This is a genomic window from Bartonella sp. JB63 (assembly GCF_002022665.1).
Taxonomy (GTDB): domain Bacteria; phylum Pseudomonadota; class Alphaproteobacteria; order Rhizobiales; family Rhizobiaceae; genus Bartonella.
Genome location: NZ_CP019788.1, coordinates 1,378,482 through 1,397,190, shown reverse-complemented (window position 1 = coordinate 1,397,190; position 18,709 = coordinate 1,378,482). Strand labels below are relative to the sequence as shown.

Here is an 18,709-nt window from a genome sequence, read left to right as displayed (position 1 = left end):
ATATATATTATGGCTAATATTACCCTTCGAAATGTATCACTTGAAGTTCAAGAATTTCTGCGTATACGCGCTGCACAAAAGGGTATTTCTGTAGAAGAAGAAACCATTCACCTATTAAATAATCTCGCAGAAAAATCCATCATATCACCACTACAAGCAAACACTATTGAAAAAAAATCATTAAAATCAAAATCTATCCTTCTTATTATTGGTGGAAGTATTGCAGCCTATAAAACACTTGATTTGATTCGCCGTTTGAAAGAACGTGGAGCACATTTAAATATTGTTATGACAACAGCAGCTCAAAAATTTATTACTCCTCTAGCTGCCGAAGTTCTCAATGGTGGCAGTGTATATAGCGATTTATTCTCACGTGAAGAAGAACAAGATGTTGCTCATATCCGATTAGCGCGTCAGGCTGATTTAATTATTATAGCACCAGCAACTGCTAATCGTATTGCAAAAATAGCTACTGGAATAGCTGATGATTTGGCCAATTGCATCATTTTAGCAGCGCGTTGTCCACTTTTAATTGCTCCTGCAATGAATCCAGCTATGTGGAAGCATCCAACAACTATTCGTAACATTGCAAAATTGCATACAGATGGAGTCCACATGGTAGGACCAGAAGTTGGAGAAATGGCTGAACAAAACGAAAGAGGTTGTGGACGTATGAGTGAACCTCTAACCATTATAGCTTCAGCAGAAGCAATTTTGGGTGCACAAAAAAAATCACTTTGTGGTCGTCACTTCATTGTAACTTCGGGACCTACGCATGAACCAATCGATCCGGTGCGTTACCTAGCTAATCGCTCATCAGGTAAACAAGGACATGCAATTGCAACGGCCTTAGCTAACTTAGGTGCAACAGTGACACTTATTTGCGGACCTGTTAATCTTCCTGATCCAGAAAGAGTAAAAACTATTCACGTAGAAACAGCTTGCCAAATGTTACAAGCTGTGCAAGAAGCATTACCTGCTGATGGTGCTATTTTTGTTGCTGCTGTTTGTGACTGGCGCAACAAAACGCAACATTTACAAAAAATAAAAAAGGAATCCAACCAAACACCATTCTCCTTGCATATGATCGAAAATCCTGACATCTTAGCTACGATCAGTCATGGTCCAAATCGCCCGCCACTTGTGATTGGTTTCGCTGCTGAAACTTCCGATCTTATTACTAATGCACAAAAGAAATGTATTCAAAAAGGGGCAGACTTCATTCTTGTAAATGACGTTTCTTTCCATGTTGATGGTACAAATGTTATGGGTTCTGATACAAATGAAATTTTTTTCGTGAGTAAAAATAATATTGAACACTGGCCAAATATGAGTAAACAAAAAGTAGCTGAAAAATTAGCAGACGTTGTTGTATCATTTTTCTCTTTTTTTTCTCCCATTTCTGAATAAAAAACGAAAAATTTGTTTAAAATGAAAATAATTGACTTTAAATATATAATTTAAGCTGCAAATATTATATATAAGATGTTTTTCATTTCACATCTTTTTTTACTATTTCTTTTTTACCTGTTATTCATGATTTTTACTGCTGCTTATTACGCTCTACAGCACCTTTTCACACAGCAATATCGCACTATGATATGGAAAGTACTAGAACTTACCTTTTTTGTCCTTTTTATAATATGGTTATGTACATACCAGTTTTTTATGCCCTACTTTGCTCTTTGGGTTGCTCATTTTATTCCTGGACTAATAATCTATTGGACAAAATGGATAGAGTTAAGCATACTTATTATTTTTAACCTTGGTCTGTCTTTTTTTATAGCTTTTTTTATTGCTCCAATCGCAGCAATGATTGGGAGTTTTTTCATTGATAACGCTGCTGAAATTATTGAAAAAGAAAATTATCCAAATGAGCCTATTGGAAAATCTATGTCATTTGGATATTCTTTTATTTTTGCTTTAAAATTTTTTATTTTAAGCCTTTTCGGAAATGGAATTGCTTTTTTCTTGTTTTTTATACCCGGTATCAATTTAATTACCTTTTATGTCATTAATGGTTATCTATTTGGTCGTGAATATTTTATATTCACTGCCTATCGTTTTCGATCTAAAAAAGAGGCTCATGCTTTTTTACGTACTCATCACACCACTGTTTTTGGTGCAGGTTTATTGATAGCATTTTTTGTTTCTATTCCTATCCTTAATTTAGTTACACCACTTTTTGCAGCTGCCTTTATGACGCATTTACACAAAATGGTTTCACATCAGACTCCGCGCTCTTCATATTAAAATGATAACATTTGATCAATTAAAATCAGAAAAATAAATGAATAAAAAACATACTTTTATAAAATCAATCCGACTTCATACAATTTTATAATATGAAAAACACGCATTCAAATTTAAACTATGACATTTTTAAATCATTGAAATAACCAATGCTATAATAAAAGCTTGAACCTATTTTTCTAATTATATTTTTCTCAAAATTCCTTACAATAAAGTCTTATTATCAATTATTCATACAATAGCACCATAACGCGATTTGACATTAAAACAAAAAACTAACAAAATAAATTATCTTAATTGATAATAACTTTATTATAGAAAGCATTTTCTAAGCTATTATCATCGCATTCAATGAACAGAGGAAAGCAAACATGATAAATTAAAGCTGTGTGCTCATCCATAAAATAATTAAATGAAACAGTTTATTATCTGTTTTGCACAAAGAAAAAAATAAGTTTAACCATTCAGTCCTACATTCCCTCAACCCACACATAAAGTTTATAACATTTCATAGAGAGGCGACAAAGATGAACTGGATTACAAATTATGTCCGCCCTAAAATCAATTCTATATTAGGGAACCGTGAAATTCCAGATAATCTATGGATCAAAGATCCCACCAATGGCCAAATGGTCTTCCATAAAGATTTGAAAGCTAACCAATATGTGATTCCTAATTCTGGCTATCATATGCGCATTAGTGCCAAAAATCGTCTTATGCATTTCTTTGATGATGGAATTTACACGCTGATTGAAAATCCAAAAGTTGCCATAGATCCATTAAAATTTCGTGATGAAAAACGTTATATTGATCGGTTAAAAGATTATCGTTCTAAGCTTGGTATTGATGATAATATTTTAAATGCAAAAGGTACTATTGAAGGTTTACCAATCATTGCTACTGTTCAAGATTTCGCTTTTATGGGCGGATCACTGGGTATGGCTTCAGGAGAAGCTATTATAAAAGCTTTTCATACTGCCATTACAGAAAAATGCCCTTTAGTTCTTTTTGCAGCTTCAGGTGGAGCACGAATGCAAGAAGGAACATTATCACTCATGCAAATGCCACGTACAACGGTAGCAATCGAAATGATGAAAGAAGAAAAATTACCTTATATCGTGGTTCTTACTAACCCCACTACTGGCGGTGTTACCGCTTCTTATGCCATGCTAGGTGATATCCACATTGCTGAACCTGGTGCTATGATCGGCTTTGCAGGACCACGTGTTATACAACAAACAATCCGTGAAACTTTACCCGAAGGTTTCCAAAGTAGTGAATATCTCTTTGAACATGGTATGATTGATATGGTTGTCTCTCGTTTACAAATGAAAACCACTATTGCAAGGCTTTTACGCTTAATGACAAAAAGTCCTGCAACTCTTAAATCTTCTAATCCATCATCAATTAAATCGGCAAATCCTAACTCTTGAAACAAAATCCATTAAATTATGAAAAAAGCTGTATGCAACAGGTAGTAGATGATTTACTAAAGATCTATCCTAAAAAGTGTGATCTTTCTTTAGATCGTATTTCATGTCTTTTAGAATGTCTCGGTAAACCACATTTAAATCTTCCACCTATTATTCATATTGCCGGAACAAATGGTAAAGGGTCTGCTTCAGCTATTTGCCGAGCTCTCCTGGAAAGTGCAGGCTATCGAGTTCATGTATACAGTTCTCCTCATTTAGTTAATTGGAATGAACGTTTTCGACTCAGTCACAAAGGAGGAAGCCAATTTGTCACAGATAACCTATTGATTAAAACAATTCATCAAATTACAGAAGTGAATTGTAACAAACCTATCACTTTTTTTGAAGTTTTTACAGCAGCTGCCTTTATGTTGTTCAACACACATCCAGCTGATGCAATCATTTTAGAAGTTGGACTAGGAGGGCGTTTTGATGCCACAAATGTCATTAAAAAGCCAGCTGTATCACTTATCATGCCTATTGACTATGATCATGAATTTTTTCTTGGCAATACAATTGAACAAATTGCTTTTCAAAAAGGGGGGATCATTAAATCAGAAGTTCCTGTAGTTATTGGTAAGCAAGATCATGATACAGTTTCTCCTCTTTTAAGTGCTCTTGCTGCCAAAAACAAAGCACCCTATTACATTTTTAACCAAGATTACCAAAGCTATAAAGAACATGGGCGCATGATATTCCAAAATAATCAAGGTCTAATTGATCTTCCACTACCTAAGCTTATTGGCGATCATCAAATTGCCAATGCGGGTGCTGCTATTGAAGCAGTTTACCAAGCAGGCTTTCGACTTTCAGAACAAATCATAAGCAATGCTTTGCAAAATCTTTATTGGCCAGCACGAATGCAGCATCTTACTTACGGACAATTGGTTAATCAACTTCCTCCTGATTTTGACTTATGGTTAGATGGTGGTCATAATCCTGCTGCTGGAAAAGTCATTGCAGAAATATTAGCCCAATGGAAAAAAAGATCAAATTGCCCTATTGTGATGATTGTTGGCATGCTTAATACCAAAAATAGCATTGGTTATTTTAGTCCTTTAGTTAATCTCGTCAAAACAGTATATACAGTCCCTTTGGTTTCCAGCAACATGGGTGTTTGTCCAAAAATTTTAGCAGAATCAGCTCAAAAAGCAGGACTTATCGCTGACCCACAGGTTAATCTAAAAGCTGCATTTCACAAAATTAGTTTAGAACATAAAAAGGCTATTGTCCTAATTGGTGGTTCTTTTTACCTTGCAGGCGATATTTTGCGTGACAATCAAACACCACCATGTTAGCAATCAGGTGTTTTAGCGCTTTAATAGATAGGACTTTGATCATGAAACTTGATTACTCCCTTTATCAAAATCCTAAACTTATCACTGTTTTTGGCGGATCAGGTTTTGTAGGGCGACACATTGTGGAGACTTTAACTAAGCGAGGTTATCGAGTACGTATCGCTGTGCGTTGTCCACAAAAAGCTTATTACATGTTACAAATAGGCGAAGTAGGACAAACACAAATGCTTAAAACTGACGTCAGGAATTATGCTTCAGTCGCACGTGCATTATCCGGAGCAGATGGTGCAGTTTTTCTTCCTGGAAGTTTAGCGCAAACAAACAAACCAAATTTTCAAAATATACAAGTTGATGGTGCACGAAACGTTTCTCAATTAACAACCAAAGCTGGTATTCCTCTCATCTATATGTCAACACTTATCACCGATGAAAATGCTTCATTTTCTTATGCACGTGCTAAAGCTCTGAGTGAGCAAATAGTTCGTAATACACATCCCCAAGCAATTATTATGCGCTCATCTGTTATTTTTGGGCCAGAAGATTGTTTTTTCAACGTTTTAGCAAATTTTTCTCGTTTTATGCCAATTATACCACTTTTTGGTGGTGGACAAAGTAAATTACAACCTGTTTATGTTGGTGATATTGCTAAATTTGTTGTACATGCCTTAGAAGAACATGTTATTTTAGGGAAAAGTTATGACCTTGGTGGACCAAAAGTTCTTACTTTCCAAAGTGTTATTGAAGAGATATTAACAATTATTCACCGAAAAAAAAGAACACTTCCTCTCCCCCTTGCTGCTGGACTTTTTATCGGAGGTTTTTTTGGAACTCTTAGTAAATTACCCCTCTTTCCAACATTCATAACAGCTAATCAAATACGCTTTTTACAAAGAGATCATATTATTTCTCAAGAAGCTAAAGATAATGGATATACTTTAGAAGGAGTAGGAATTACCCCTAAATCGATAACTGCTATTTTACCAAGTTATCTATGGCGGTTCCGTCCAAAAGGTCAGTTCTCTCATAATGTATCAATTTAATATATCTCCTTTTTATAATCAAATTCACTTTCACATTAAAAAAATAAATAGGCCCAGGATAGTAAAGTATCCGTAGGTTTTTTATTTTTTTCAAAATGCAATTTTATTATAATTTTTTCTTGTATCTAATATCCAAAGAACTTCTATAAATTTCTACCCAGCTTTTCACATCATCATTTAAAGTTAATACTTTTCCTGTCGCAAAAACCTATGAGTATTTAAAAAGATTTTTTCATATAAGCAAATACAAATATTTGTATTTGCTTGCATTTTTTTTTAATTTCTCCTACCGTTTTGAAAAAATAATTTTGAAAGAACAAAAATGGCTGCTCAAGATTATATTATCAAAGATATCGCACTTGCTGCTTATGGTCGTAAAGAACTTGATATTGCGGAAATGGAAATGCCTGGTTTAATGGCTTGCCGTAAAGAATTTTCTTCCAGTCAACCTTTACGTGGAGCGCGTATTTCTGGTTCATTACACATGACCATTCAAACAGGTGTTTTGATTGAGACATTAAAAGCAATTGGTGCCGATATACGATGGAGTTCTAGTAATATTTTTTCTACACAAGATCATGCAGCAGCAGCTATTGCAGCTACAGGTACTGCCGTTTTCGCAGTCAAGGGAGAAACACTTGAAGAATATTGGGCTTATATTGATGCAATTTTTCAATGGCCTGATGGCAAGCTTTCCAATCTTATATTAGATGATGGAGGCGATGCTACCAACTACATTTTAATAGGTAGCTGTGCAGAGGAAAACAAAAATATCTTATCTCATCCTACAACAGAAGAGGAAGATTTTTTTTTCAAACAAATTCAAAAACGTATAGCTACCACACCAGGATTTTTTAAGCGTCAGCGTGCAGCAATAAAAGGTGTCAGCGAAGAAACCACAACGGGAGTACACCGCCTTTATCAATTACAAAAAAAAGGGCTTTTGTTTTTTCCTGCCATTAATGTCAATGACAGTGTTACAAAATCAAAATTTGACAATAAATACGGATGTAAGGAATCACTAGTAGATGGTATTCGGCGTGGAACAGATGTGATGATAGCCGGTAAAATAGCTATTGTTTGTGGTTATGGTGACGTCGGTAAAGGTTCAGCAGCCTCTCTTTCAGGTGCTGGAGCACGTGTAAAAGTAACAGAAATTGACCCAATTTGCGCTCTTCAAGCCGCTATGGATGGTTATGAAGTCGTTACTTTGGAAGATACAGCCTCTAGCGCCGATATTATTATAACCACAACTGGAAATAAAGATGTTGTCCGCTTAGAACATATGCGACAAGTTAAAGATATGTGTATCCTAGGAAATATTGGTCATTTTGACAATGAAATTCAAGTATCAGCTCTTAGGAATTTACCATGGACAAATATTAAACCACAAGTTGATATGATTACTTTTCCTGATGGAAAACGCGTAATTTTATTATCTGAAGGGCGTTTGTTAAATCTTGGTAATGCTACAGGCCATCCTTCTTTTATCATGTCAACTTCATTTACTAACCAAGTTTTAGCGCAAATCGAACTCTTTACCAATTCAGAAAACTATAAAAATGAAGTAACGTTTTTACCTAAACATCTCGATGAAAAAGTTGCACGTTTTCACCTTGATCGGTTAGGAATAAAATTAAGCATTTTATCAGAAGAACAAGCGGCCTATATTGGTGTTTCTCCAGAAGGACCTTATAAACCAGATCATTACCGTTATTAGGATATTTTCTTAGTGCAAAAGAAAAAAAGACGCATTGTGCATAGCTTTGGCAACTATATATTCAAAGAAAAAACACAAAAAATTGTTCAAATTTGTATTGGTATTTTTTATTTCTTATTCCTTTTATCTCCAGTAAATGTTGTCGCTCAAACATCAGTATTTCATCTTCTTCCTTCTTTCACTTTGCCAGATGAAATGTGGCTTATCATAGTGTTCTTTGGAAGTATTTCTTGCTCGTCACTTCTCATATCCATAATAGTTATTATAAATACAAAAAGAGCTTTATGGAAATCTTGGAAAATGATTCAGGTTAATCTTTCTGAAAAGCTCAAACATTATGAATGGCTTCTAGAAGAAACAGGCCAATGCCTCTTTATTTGGGACAATCCAACAGCCTTACCCCGTATAATTGGTAGTATTCTGACATTGCAAAAAGCAGGTGTTCATCAAAAAGATTTTCATTGTTTTGAAAAATGGCTTGAAAAAAACTCTTTACAACAATTTGATCAAGCACTTACTCAACTGCGTTGTAATGGTTGCTCTTTTGAACTTTCCGTCACCACTATAAGTAAAATACTATTGCAAGTTACAGGAATTATCGCTGGAACAGTAGCAATCGTTCGATTTCAAGACATTTCAGAACAGCAGAGTGAAAATATTCGATTACAGAAAGATACTATCCAAATTCTCACGGAATTGAAAATGCAACGTAATCTTCTTGATCATATTCAAGAACCAGTATGGATTCGAGATTGTGAAGGAAAAATCTGCTTCACCAACCACGCCTTTCGGGAAATGACAAATTTTCAAGAAGATAATAATATTGTTGATCTTTTCAATGAAACAACACAATGCACAACAGATGAAACAGAAGCAATTTTTCAAAAGCATGTTTATACAGTGGTTAAAGGAGAACGGCATCAATTTCATCTCACACGTATTACAACAAAAGAAGGAATGGCAGCCTTTGCTCGAGATGATAGCTCATATGAAAATCTTGTCAAAGAAATGAGACGTATTCTTCAAAGTCATTGTGAAACACTCGACAAAATTTCAACGGCTGTAGCAATTTTTGATGCCAATCAAAAATTAAAATTCTGCAATCACGCTTTTAAAATTTTATGGCCATTAGAAATCTCTTTTCTAGAAAGTGAACCAAGTCATTCATTGCTTCTTGAACGTTTGCGTGAAAAAGGGTTTATCGGTGAACATCCTGATTGGCGAACATGGAAAGAAGAGCTTTTTAAAGCTTATCGACAAACAGAATCGAATCAACAAATTTGGAATCTTCCTGATGGACGTACAGTGCGTGTTATCTCTAGTCCTCATCCTCAAGGAGGTGTTACCTGGCTTTATGAAAATCTTACAGAAAAAATTGACCTTGAGCGACGCTATAATACACTAATTAAAATACAAGGTGAAACACTTGACAAACTATCTGAAGGAGTTGTGGTTTTTGGTACTGATGGACGTCTGCGTTTATCAAACCCAGCTTTATCGAAATTATGGTCTCTCCCTCATAATTTAATAGTAGAAGGAACGCATATTACCCAATTACAAAACCACTGTTCTAATTTAACAATAGGAGAAGAATGGAAAAAATTTACACAATTCATTACTGGCTTTTCTGAAAAACGTGATGCATATTCAGGCCGCATAGATTTAAAAAGTGGAATAATAATTGATTATACACTCGCACCTTTGCCTAATGGACAAACAATGCTAACTTTTGTTAATGTTACTGACACTGTCCATATCGCACGAGCCCTACAAGAAAAGAATGAAGCGTTAGAAAAATCCGATCGCCTGCGTAATGAATTTGTCCAGCATGTTTCTTATGAATTACGCACACCTCTTACTAATATCATAGGATTTTCTGATATTTTGCGCGATCAAATTTTCGGCTCTATCAATGAACGTCAACAAGAATATCTCGGTTATATTCATTCAGAATCAGGAGTTCTTTTAAATATTGTCAATGATATTCTTGACTTGGCAACTCTTGATGCAGGTATAATGATATTAAATATAAAACCCGTTTACATTGCTGAGGCGATGGCACAAGCAGTAGCACGAGTAGAGGAACGTCTCCATGGACGTCAAATCACACTTTCACAACACATTTCTTCTTCCCTAAAATTTATTTCTGCTGATGCAACACGTTTACATCAGGTTTTTGTGAATGTTCTTAGTAATGCTATTAATTTTGCAACGGAAAAAAGTACAATTGAATTTTGTGCTGATATAAAAGATGATCATATAATATTCAGTGTTCATAATGATGGATCTGATATTCCAACTGATATTCTTGATCGGATTTTTAAACGTTTTGCTTCTCATTCCCATCACGGTGGACGTGCAGGAGCAGGTCTTGGTCTTTCTCTTGTTAAAAGCTTTGTTGAACTCCACGATGGACGCGTTGAAATTTTTACTGGCATGGGTCAAGGGACAACAGTTAAGTGCTTTTTCCCCAATAAGAAAGAAATAGGAGTTTTGTAACCTTGCCTTTTATTGCTGTTGTAAATAAAATTTTTCTCATCAATTTATGGAAATTTGAATGAATTTTAGTTTTTTTCTTGAAAATGAAGAAGCAACTATACTTTTCGCACAAGATTTAGCTCTTGCCCTAAAACCTGGTGATCTTGTAACGTTTCAAGGTGACCTTGGAACAGGAAAATCGACCCTTATACGCTCACTCATTCGTACACTTGCCAATAATTGCACTATGGATGTCCCAAGTCCTACCTTCACTCTTGTTCAAAGCTATAAACTTCCACAATTTGAAGTGCTTCATGCTGATTTTTATCGCCTTTCAAGCATTGAAGAAATTGATGAGTTAGGACTTCATGAATTACGTAAAGAAAATGTTTTGCTCATTGAATGGCCAGAAAAAATAGGAGAGGTTTTAGGACCGGTTACTTTTGCTATTACTTTAAAACATAAACATTTTGGACGTCATATCACCCTTACCTCTGCAGTACATGCTACTGAACGTCTGCAGAGATCTTTTGCAATTCGTAATTTTTTAATAACTCATGGACGCAACCACATTCAGCGTCGTTTTTTAGCTGGTGATGCCTCAGCACGTTCCTATGAACTGTTAGATAATGGAAACCATCAAGAAATCCTAATGAATGCACCAACTATTCAAATGGCACAAGACGTAGACTCTTCCTATGCAGACATAACACATCTCGCAAAAGAGATCAGTCAATTTGTAGGCATTAGTCAACTCATTTTAGATAATGGCTTCTCTGCCCCTCATATTTTTGCCAAAGATCTTGAAAATGGTATCTTGATTTTAGAAGATTTAGGATGTGAAGGACTTTTAGATCAATCAGGTAATCCTATAGAAGAACGTTATATTGCTTGTAGTGAATTGCTAGCTACTTTTCACCAAAAGTCATGGCCTTTAGAAAAGCAATTTGCAACATTTCAACTTCAGATTCCCTTCTATGATTGCCAAGCCATGCAAGCAGAACTTTCCTTATTACTGGATTGGTATCTCCCTTTTCAGAAGAAAAAAACTTTAAACAAAGAACAGCGTGAAATTTTTTTTACCTGTTGGCAACCTTATCTGGATCTTTTAACTCAAGGAGAAAATACTTTTGTTATGCGCGATTATCATTCGCCCAATATTCTTTGGCGTAAACATAAAAAGGATATCGACCGCATTGGTCTCATTGATTTCCAAGATGGTGTAAGTGGGCCAACAGTTTACGATCTTGTTTCTTTAGCACAAGATGCACGTCTTTTTATTTCACCAGAACTTGAAGATAAAATTCTCAACACATATTGCAGTGCACGTCATCAAGCACTCCGCCCTTTTGACGAAGATGAATTCCGCAAACTTTATGTATTTGCAGGTACTCAGCGGGTTTCAAAAATTTTAGGAATTTTTGTACGCCTTCACCAACGAGATGGGAAATCATCTTATCTCAAACATCTACCCCATCTTCAAAATTATCTTATCCGTAATCTTTCACATCCAATCCTTACTCCTTTACAAAGCCTTTATCAAGAAATGGGACTTTTATCAGAAAGTGAAACTCTTAACAGAGATATTTTAAACGTCTAACTATTTTAGACTGAAAAATATCTCCCTGTAACAATTATTTATTACAATGGGATGTGATTATACATGATATTATTTTCACTCACTTCTCCTCAACTTTTGATTAAAATAAATCAACAGGACTTTTCAGTTTCCCCCTGAATAAAAACTAGTATACAGTGAAAAATAATCAATAAGAAAATTATGAATCAAAATAAAGCCAAATGACTCGTAAACCTCGTGTATTTTCTATTTCTCCCGGAACTCCCTTTTTGCCTCATTTTGTTGATGCCCTCCTTTCTGGAATTCTTATTGATAACTTTGCATCAAATGGGAATATCCAAGCTACTCTTGCTGATACTCTTATTTATGTACCAACACGCCGCGCTGCTCGTGCTTTACGTACAGCTTTTTTTGAAAAAAGCCATATGCAGTCTAGCTTTTTGCCAACTATATGTCCTTTAGGGGATATAAATGAAGAAAGTTGCCTTTTTATTGAAAGTAATACAAATACTCTAATCAATACTCCCCCTATTGGAGAAAGTGAACGTCTTCTTCTTTTAGCGCGTCTCATCCGCCTTTGGCGTGAAAATTTGCCTACTCATCTACAATCTATGTTTGGCACAGAAGATGTTTTTATTCCTGCTACTACTGCTGATGCAATCTGGCTTGCACAAGATTTAGCATGCTTGATGGATGAAATGGAAACAGAATCTGTAGATTGGTCAAGACTTAAAGAAATTGTACCCGATATGGTTGCCGAATGGTGGCAAATAACCTTAGATTTTCTCACTATTGTGACACAAAGCTGGCCACAAATTTTAAAAGAAAGACAAAAATCTAATCCTGTTGAATGGCGTAATCAAGCATTTAAAATGCATGCAGATATTTTACACCGCACACAACCTCATAAACCTATTATCGCTGCTGGTGTAACAAGTTCCATTCCTACAATTGCAAATTTTTTAAAGGTAATTGCCTGCTTACCAAAAGGAGCTGTCATTCTTCCAGGCCTTGATCTTCAAATGGATGAAACACAATGGGATGCCTTAGGTGCATTTAATAAAGAAAAAACAATCTTTGATCCTTCTCACCATACTGCTGCTTTTAGCCATCCTCAATATCATTTAAAAAAGCTTTTATCTCTAATGAAATGCCAACGCATTCATGTCCGCGAAATTGGTCAAAAAAGTGCTATAAAAATTCGACGTGCTGCTCTTTTATCAGAAGCGCTGCGACCAGCCTCTACGACAGATTTATGGGCACAAATCGTACGTGATGATTATGAAGATATTTGCGCAGATTGGTCATTAATTGAGGCTCCTAATGAGCGTGAAGAAGCTTTAGCTATTTCTATTGCTTTACGAAACGCTATTGAAGACCCTAAAAAAACTGCAGCTCTTATTACAAATGACCGCAACTTAGCCCGTCGTGTATCAGCTGAATTACAAAGATTCGGAATTGAAGCAAATGATTCAGGTGAAATACCACTTGCGCAAACATTACCTTCAACCCTATTACGACTTCTTTTAGAAAATATTTTTAAACCTGGCGATCCCATTGCTTTTCTTTCTCTTCTCAAGCATCCACTCACAACATTGGAATACAATCGTAATTATTTGCGTGAGATGGCTGAGAATTTTGAATTACTTGTCCTTCGAGGGAACGCCAGTCGTATTAATCTTTGTGAATGTGACCAATTTTTTAAAACATGGATGAAAACACATTCTCATAAAATTTCTAATAATTGTACCCTTTATTTACAAAAAATTGAAGAAGCAGATTTTCTTTGTCATCTTTTAGTCAAAGCAGTTGAACCGTTAGTGTCTTTGATAAAACAAGATAGAGAATGCACCATCAATGAAGCCGCTATAGCAACTGTTGAAGTTTTTGAAAATTTTGGTCGTGATGTTGATAATTCTCTTGAACATCTCTATCAAAATGAGGCAGGCAAAGCTTTAGTAACTTTTTTGCGTGAATTGGTTAGTGATCAATCAGGATTAAAATTTCGTCTTCACGAATGGCCTGCTCTGTTTTCAGCTCTTATGGCTACCCGTTCTGTAAGTCCTTCCCCTGGAGGACATCCGCGTTTATTCATCTGGGGAACTTTGGAATCGCGTTTGCAAACCGTTAATACAGTGGTTATTGGTAGCTTGAATGAGGGATCATGGCCGATAAAAACTCACAATGATGCTTTTTTATCGCGACCAATGAAAATGACTTTAACTCTTGAACCACCAGAACAGCGTATTGGCCTTTCCGCACATGATTTTCAATGGGCTATGGGAATGGATAAAGTGATAATGAGTCGAGCCACACGTGTTAATCATACTCCTTCTGTTCCCTCACGTTGGTTACAGCGTTTAGAAACGGTTGTAGGCAAACAAGTTTGGAAACAAATCTGCACACGAGGAGAAATATTACTGCATTGGGCAAAAATGCTGGATAACACAAACAGCATCACCGCTTCAGAACGACCTTGCCCTGTGCCACCACTTGATATACGTCCACGCCACTTTTCAGTAACCGAAATAGAAATATTACGACATGATCCTTATGCCATTTATGCAAAAAAAATCTTACGACTCAAACCACTTAAAGCACTCATTCATGACCCTTGCTCTGCCGAGCTTGGAACACTTTATCATACTATTCTTGCTGTTTTTTGCACACAAATAAAAAATCAAAACGCCACCGATATGCTGGATATATTGCTGACTATTGGACGTAAAGAATTTGATAAATTAAATTTACCTCCTGATATTGAAGCAATTTGGTGGCTAAATTTTGAAAATTTTGCTCCTTTTTTGATTCAATGGGAACAGAGCCTTGGATCACGAAAACGACATGCTGAAGTCATTGCTCAAAACACACTGATAGGAGAAACAGGAGTAACTCTTTCAGGACGAGCTGATCGTATTGATATTTTGTCAGATAAAACAGTTGAAATCATTGATTTTAAAACTAGTATCCCTCCTTCATCTACACAGGTTATCAACTTATTTTCTCCACAATTAGCTTTAGAAACAGCTTTATTAATTCAAGGAGCTTTTATAGACTTCAAAGATCTCACTCCTTCAAATTTACTTTACATTCCCTTAAAAAGAAAAGGTGAAATTAAGCCCATAGCCATTATAAATAAAAAGGATCAACAAAATGCAATCTCTCTTGGTAAAAAAGCATGGAAACACCTTATCTCACTGATAAATTATTATCAAAATCCACAACAAGGCTATCTTTCACATGCAGTTCCTTTTAAAAAATCTTATGAAAGTGACTATGACCATTTAGCGCGATTATTGGAATGGTCTATTGGTTTCGATAAAGCAGATCAATCATGACTATTTTTTCTATTCCTCAACCAGCTCTTGATACACAAGCAAAAGCCACCCATCCCACAACAAGTGTGTGGGTTTCTGCTAATGCGGGATCTGGAAAAACTCATGTTTTAACCGAACGTGTCATCCGCTTACTTTTAAATGGAACACCTCCAGCTCGTATTTTATGTCTTACCTATACCAACGCAGCTGCTTCTGTTATGCAGTCGCGTATTTTTCGCACACTTTCCAGCTGGAGTGAGTTTGATGATAAACAGCTTCAAATAACCTTATCTAATCTCGAAAATAAACCTGCTAATGCACAAAAACTTGCCAATGCGCGTCAATTATTTGCCCGTGCCCTTGAAACACCAGGTGGTTTAAAAATCCAAACTTTTCATGCATTTTGTGAATCTTTATTACACCAATTTCCACTAGAAGCTAACATTGCTGGCCATTTTGAATTGTTAGATGATATAAACAAAAAAAAATTATTACAGCAAGCCCGTCGTAAACTTTTAACTCATCGTGATGCGCAATTAGCGTTAAAAGAATTGTTTAAAATTATCAATGAAAATAAACTCGACCAATTGCTCTATGAGGCTACCCAAAAACAGCACGAATTATCTGATTTCTTATCTTTTATTCTTTCTGAAAATGGAAAAGAACATTTACGTGCATTTTTTAATTTAGGACCAAATGAAACAAACCAACAACTGCTAGAAAAAATTCAACAAACTGCTGCACTCCCTTCTTATGCAATCAAATATTGTCAAACCTATAGTACCCCAAAAAACAAAGATATAATCGAGAAATTTTTACAGTTAGCAACAGCATCTGATGAAACAAATATCATTAATCTTGTTTCAAGTATTTATTTTTTAAAAATAGGAAAACCACGTAATTTTTCACGATTGTTCTCTAAAAAGTCAGACGAAATTTGGCCCTTTATTGAAAAGGAAATTGAAGACAAACAAAACCAACTTTCCATTCTTTTAGAAAAATATCAATGTGTAAAACTCATTAAACTTAATATAGCTGCTTTTCAGCTTTGTGATATTTATCTCAAAATCTATGTGGATTTAAAAAAAGCCAATAGCCTTTTAGACTTTGACGACCTCATTGAATGTACACTCAACTTATTGCATCACAAAGGTGCAAGCCAGTGGGTACAGTATAAACTCGACCGTGGAATCGATCATATTTTGCTTGATGAAGCACAAGACACTAATCCTAAGCAATGGCAAATTATTCAACTCTTAGCACAAGAGTTTTTTGCAGGTCATAGTCAACGCATAAATACACGTACTGTTTTTGCTGTTGGTGATGAAAAACAATCCATCTATTCTTTTCAAGGTGCTGTACCAGAAAATTTTGCTGAAAATGGTCGAATGATCCAAAAAAAAGTCCAACAAGTTGGACAAAAATTTGAAAAAATACAACTCAATTACTCTTTTCGTTCTACAGCTGACATACTTAAAAGTGTTGATCTTGTGTTCGAAACTCCTGAAAATTATAAAGGACTTTCAGAAGAAAATGTAAAGACAGTACATGAACCTATCCGTATTCATAGTCCAGGGGATGTCATCATATGGGACGCCATCTCCCAAAAAACAAACGAACTTCCTGATGATTGGCTCTCAACTGTTGATGATCTAGATACACCTCAAATACGTTTAGCAGAAAAAATTGCTGAAACCATTGCCAATTGGTTGAAAAATGGTGAAATGCTTCCAGCAAAAAAACGTTTATTGCGTGCTGGTGATATTATGGTTTTAGTTCGTAAACGTGATCAATTTATTCCTGCCCTTTCTCGTGCACTAAAACTACGTCATGTTCCTGTAGCTGGTGCTGATCGTTTACAATTAACTGCCCATATTAGTGTGCGTGATTTAATGGCACTTGCGCGTTTTGTTTTGCAACCGCAAGATGATCTTTCTCTTGCTTGTGTTTTAAAAAGTCCACTTTTTGACCTTAATGAAAATGAACTTTACCAGCTTGCCGCTCAACGTACGGGGTCTCTTTGGGAAAGCCTTTGTATTCATACTTCATCACATACCTCTTTTAAAATTATTTTTGATCGTCTCAATACATATCGTGCTTTAGTTGATAAAATGCCAATTTTTGAATTTTATAGCTATATTCTTAACAATGATAAAGGACGACAAAAAATCCTTGCTCGTTTAGGAACTGAAGCGAATGAAGTGCTTGATGCTTTTATGGATCACACACTCACTATTCAAAAAACTGGATTACCTGGATTACAAGCCTTTTTGGAAATATTGAGTATAAATGAACCAGAAATCAAACGTGAACTTGATCAAAACTGTGAAGAAGTAAGAATTATGACGGTTCACGCTGCCAAAGGGCTGGAAGGAGCTGTTGTCTTTCTGGTTGATCCAGGGAGTGCAATATGGCATCCACAATATGCACCATACTTTCTTAAATTCTCCTTAGGAGATAAACAAACTTTCATCTGGCGTCCAAATGCACAACACCACACAAAGCATTTTGACCAATTGCTTTCACGCTTAAAAGAATGTGCTGAAGAAGAATATAAACGTCTTCTCTATGTTGGTATGACACGTGCTGAAGATCGACTAATTATTTGTGGTTATAGTAATCAGAAAAAAAACTCTAACACATGGCTGCAATTAGTGAAGAAAGCTCTTAAACCTCATGCAGTTTCTATAAAAGGTCCCGCAGAAGATATTGCGGCTTGGCGTTACTGCATCACATCTTCATGTTCAACACCAATGTATCAAGAAATACCCTGTGAAGCTCACCAAGTTTTTCCACCTTTACCGGCTTTTTTTCATGATAAAATGCCTACAAAATCAACTTTATCAAAACCTTTAAGACCCTCTGTTGCTGGAATCATTGATGCCAAGAGTAAATTTTCTCCCAATAAAAAACATCTTAGTCTCTCACCTGTCTTAGGAGAAAAAAATACCAAGGGAATTTTTTCTATTGAATATGGTAATTTTATTCACAAATTGCTGCAACATCTGCCTGATTATCCCCCCAAAAAGCGCCAAGATTATGCGCAATTTTATTTAAATACAAAAGCTTCTCATTGGCATAAAACTCAAAGAGAAAATGCCATTAATCATATTTGGAAAATCTTAGATAATCAAAAACTTAAGCCACTTTTTTCTAACCTTTCATATGCTGAAGTCCCTATAATGGGTATCGTAAAAATTAATGGTAAAGAACAAATGATTTCTGGTCAAATTGACCGTTTATGTATCACCTGTAATAGTGTTTTTTTTGCTGATTTTAAAACTGGTTTTCCACCAAAAAACGATACTGATATTGCTCAACATCATTTATTACAAATGGCTCTTTATAAGAAATTGTTGCAAAATATCTATCCTGATAAAAATATGCAAGCTCTTCTTATTTATATTAAAAAAGCCAAGATCTTTAAACTTCTTCCTGAAAAACTTGATGCACTTCTTGATGAAATCATTTTATAAACATAAAAAAGAAAATTTTTTCTAAAAAATCTATTATAATTTATTTTTGTAATAACTTAAATAAATTATACTCATG

The 18,709-nt window shown here is 35.3% G+C and carries 10 protein-coding genes; all 10 read left to right on the top strand.

Features of this window, described 5'->3' with window-relative positions; translation table 11 throughout:
• Positions 1 to 9 precede the first annotated feature (9 nt).
• The 10 genes from coaBC (at position 10) to addA (ending at position 18,633) form a co-directional block, all read left to right on the top strand.
• A complete protein-coding gene (gene coaBC / locus BJB63x_RS06110; protein ID WP_078719426.1) occupies positions 10 to 1,410 on the top strand; it encodes a bifunctional phosphopantothenoylcysteine decarboxylase/phosphopantothenate--cysteine ligase CoaBC in 1,401 nt (466 codons plus the stop codon).
• 126 nt (positions 1,411 to 1,536) lie between these two features.
• Positions 1,537 to 2,253: a sulfate transporter family protein gene (locus tag BJB63x_RS06105; RefSeq protein ID WP_078719587.1), complete on the top strand. Its 717-nt coding sequence runs from the start codon at positions 1,537 to 1,539 to the stop codon at positions 2,251 to 2,253.
• A gap of 527 nt (positions 2,254 to 2,780) precedes the next feature.
• Positions 2,781 to 3,686 (top strand): acetyl-CoA carboxylase, carboxyltransferase subunit beta, encoded by a 906-nt coding sequence (gene accD, locus BJB63x_RS06100; RefSeq protein ID WP_078719425.1) that lies wholly within the window; start codon positions 2,781 to 2,783, stop codon positions 3,684 to 3,686.
• A gap of 32 nt (positions 3,687 to 3,718) precedes the next feature.
• Positions 3,719 to 5,023: a bifunctional folylpolyglutamate synthase/dihydrofolate synthase gene (locus tag BJB63x_RS06095; RefSeq protein ID WP_078719424.1), complete on the top strand. Its 1,305-nt coding sequence runs from the start codon at positions 3,719 to 3,721 to the stop codon at positions 5,021 to 5,023.
• Between the two features lie 41 nt (positions 5,024 to 5,064).
• On the top strand, positions 5,065 to 6,063 hold the full coding sequence (locus tag BJB63x_RS06090; RefSeq protein ID WP_078719423.1) for a complex I NDUFA9 subunit family protein: 999 nt from the start codon (positions 5,065 to 5,067) through the stop codon (positions 6,061 to 6,063).
• 322 nt (positions 6,064 to 6,385) lie between these two features.
• A complete protein-coding gene (gene ahcY / locus BJB63x_RS06085) occupies positions 6,386 to 7,783 on the top strand; it encodes an adenosylhomocysteinase (RefSeq protein WP_078719422.1) in 1,398 nt (465 codons plus the stop codon).
• 36 nt (positions 7,784 to 7,819) lie between these two features.
• Positions 7,820 to 10,282, top strand: a complete 2,463-nt coding sequence (locus BJB63x_RS06080; RefSeq protein WP_078719586.1) for a sensor histidine kinase — start codon at positions 7,820 to 7,822, stop codon at positions 10,280 to 10,282.
• 58 nt (positions 10,283 to 10,340) lie between these two features.
• A complete protein-coding gene (tsaE, locus tag BJB63x_RS06075; RefSeq protein WP_078719421.1) occupies positions 10,341 to 11,861 on the top strand; it encodes a tRNA (adenosine(37)-N6)-threonylcarbamoyltransferase complex ATPase subunit type 1 TsaE in 1,521 nt (506 codons plus the stop codon).
• A 200-nt stretch (positions 11,862 to 12,061) separates the two neighbouring features.
• Positions 12,062 to 15,178: a double-strand break repair protein AddB gene (gene addB / locus BJB63x_RS06070; RefSeq protein ID WP_078719420.1), complete on the top strand. Its 3,117-nt coding sequence runs from the start codon at positions 12,062 to 12,064 to the stop codon at positions 15,176 to 15,178.
• On the top strand, positions 15,175 to 18,633 hold the full coding sequence (gene addA, locus BJB63x_RS06065) for a double-strand break repair helicase AddA (protein ID WP_078719676.1): 3,459 nt from the start codon (positions 15,175 to 15,177) through the stop codon (positions 18,631 to 18,633). Before addB ends, addA begins: the two co-directional genes overlap by 4 nt.
• Positions 18,634 to 18,709 lie beyond the last annotated feature (76 nt).

Bases quoted from the DNA above. Each gene is read 5' to 3' on its own strand.
- BJB63x_RS06090 (WP_078719423.1), top strand. From the start codon at position 5,065: ATGAAACTTGATTACTCCCTTTATCAAAATCCTAAACTTATCACTGTT.
- coaBC (WP_078719426.1), top strand. From the start codon at position 10: ATGGCTAATATTACCCTTCGAAATGTATCACTTGAAGTTCAAGAATTT.
- addA (WP_078719676.1), top strand. From the start codon at position 15,175: ATGACTATTTTTTCTATTCCTCAACCAGCTCTTGATACACAAGCAAAA.
- tsaE (WP_078719421.1), top strand. From the start codon at position 10,341: ATGAATTTTAGTTTTTTTCTTGAAAATGAAGAAGCAACTATACTTTTC.
- BJB63x_RS06105 (WP_078719587.1), top strand. From the start codon at position 1,537: ATGATTTTTACTGCTGCTTATTACGCTCTACAGCACCTTTTCACACAG.
- ahcY (WP_078719422.1), top strand. From the start codon at position 6,386: ATGGCTGCTCAAGATTATATTATCAAAGATATCGCACTTGCTGCTTAT.
- addB (WP_078719420.1), top strand. From the start codon at position 12,062: ATGACTCGTAAACCTCGTGTATTTTCTATTTCTCCCGGAACTCCCTTT.
- BJB63x_RS06095 (WP_078719424.1), top strand. From the start codon at position 3,719: ATGCAACAGGTAGTAGATGATTTACTAAAGATCTATCCTAAAAAGTGT.
- accD (WP_078719425.1), top strand. From the start codon at position 2,781: ATGAACTGGATTACAAATTATGTCCGCCCTAAAATCAATTCTATATTA.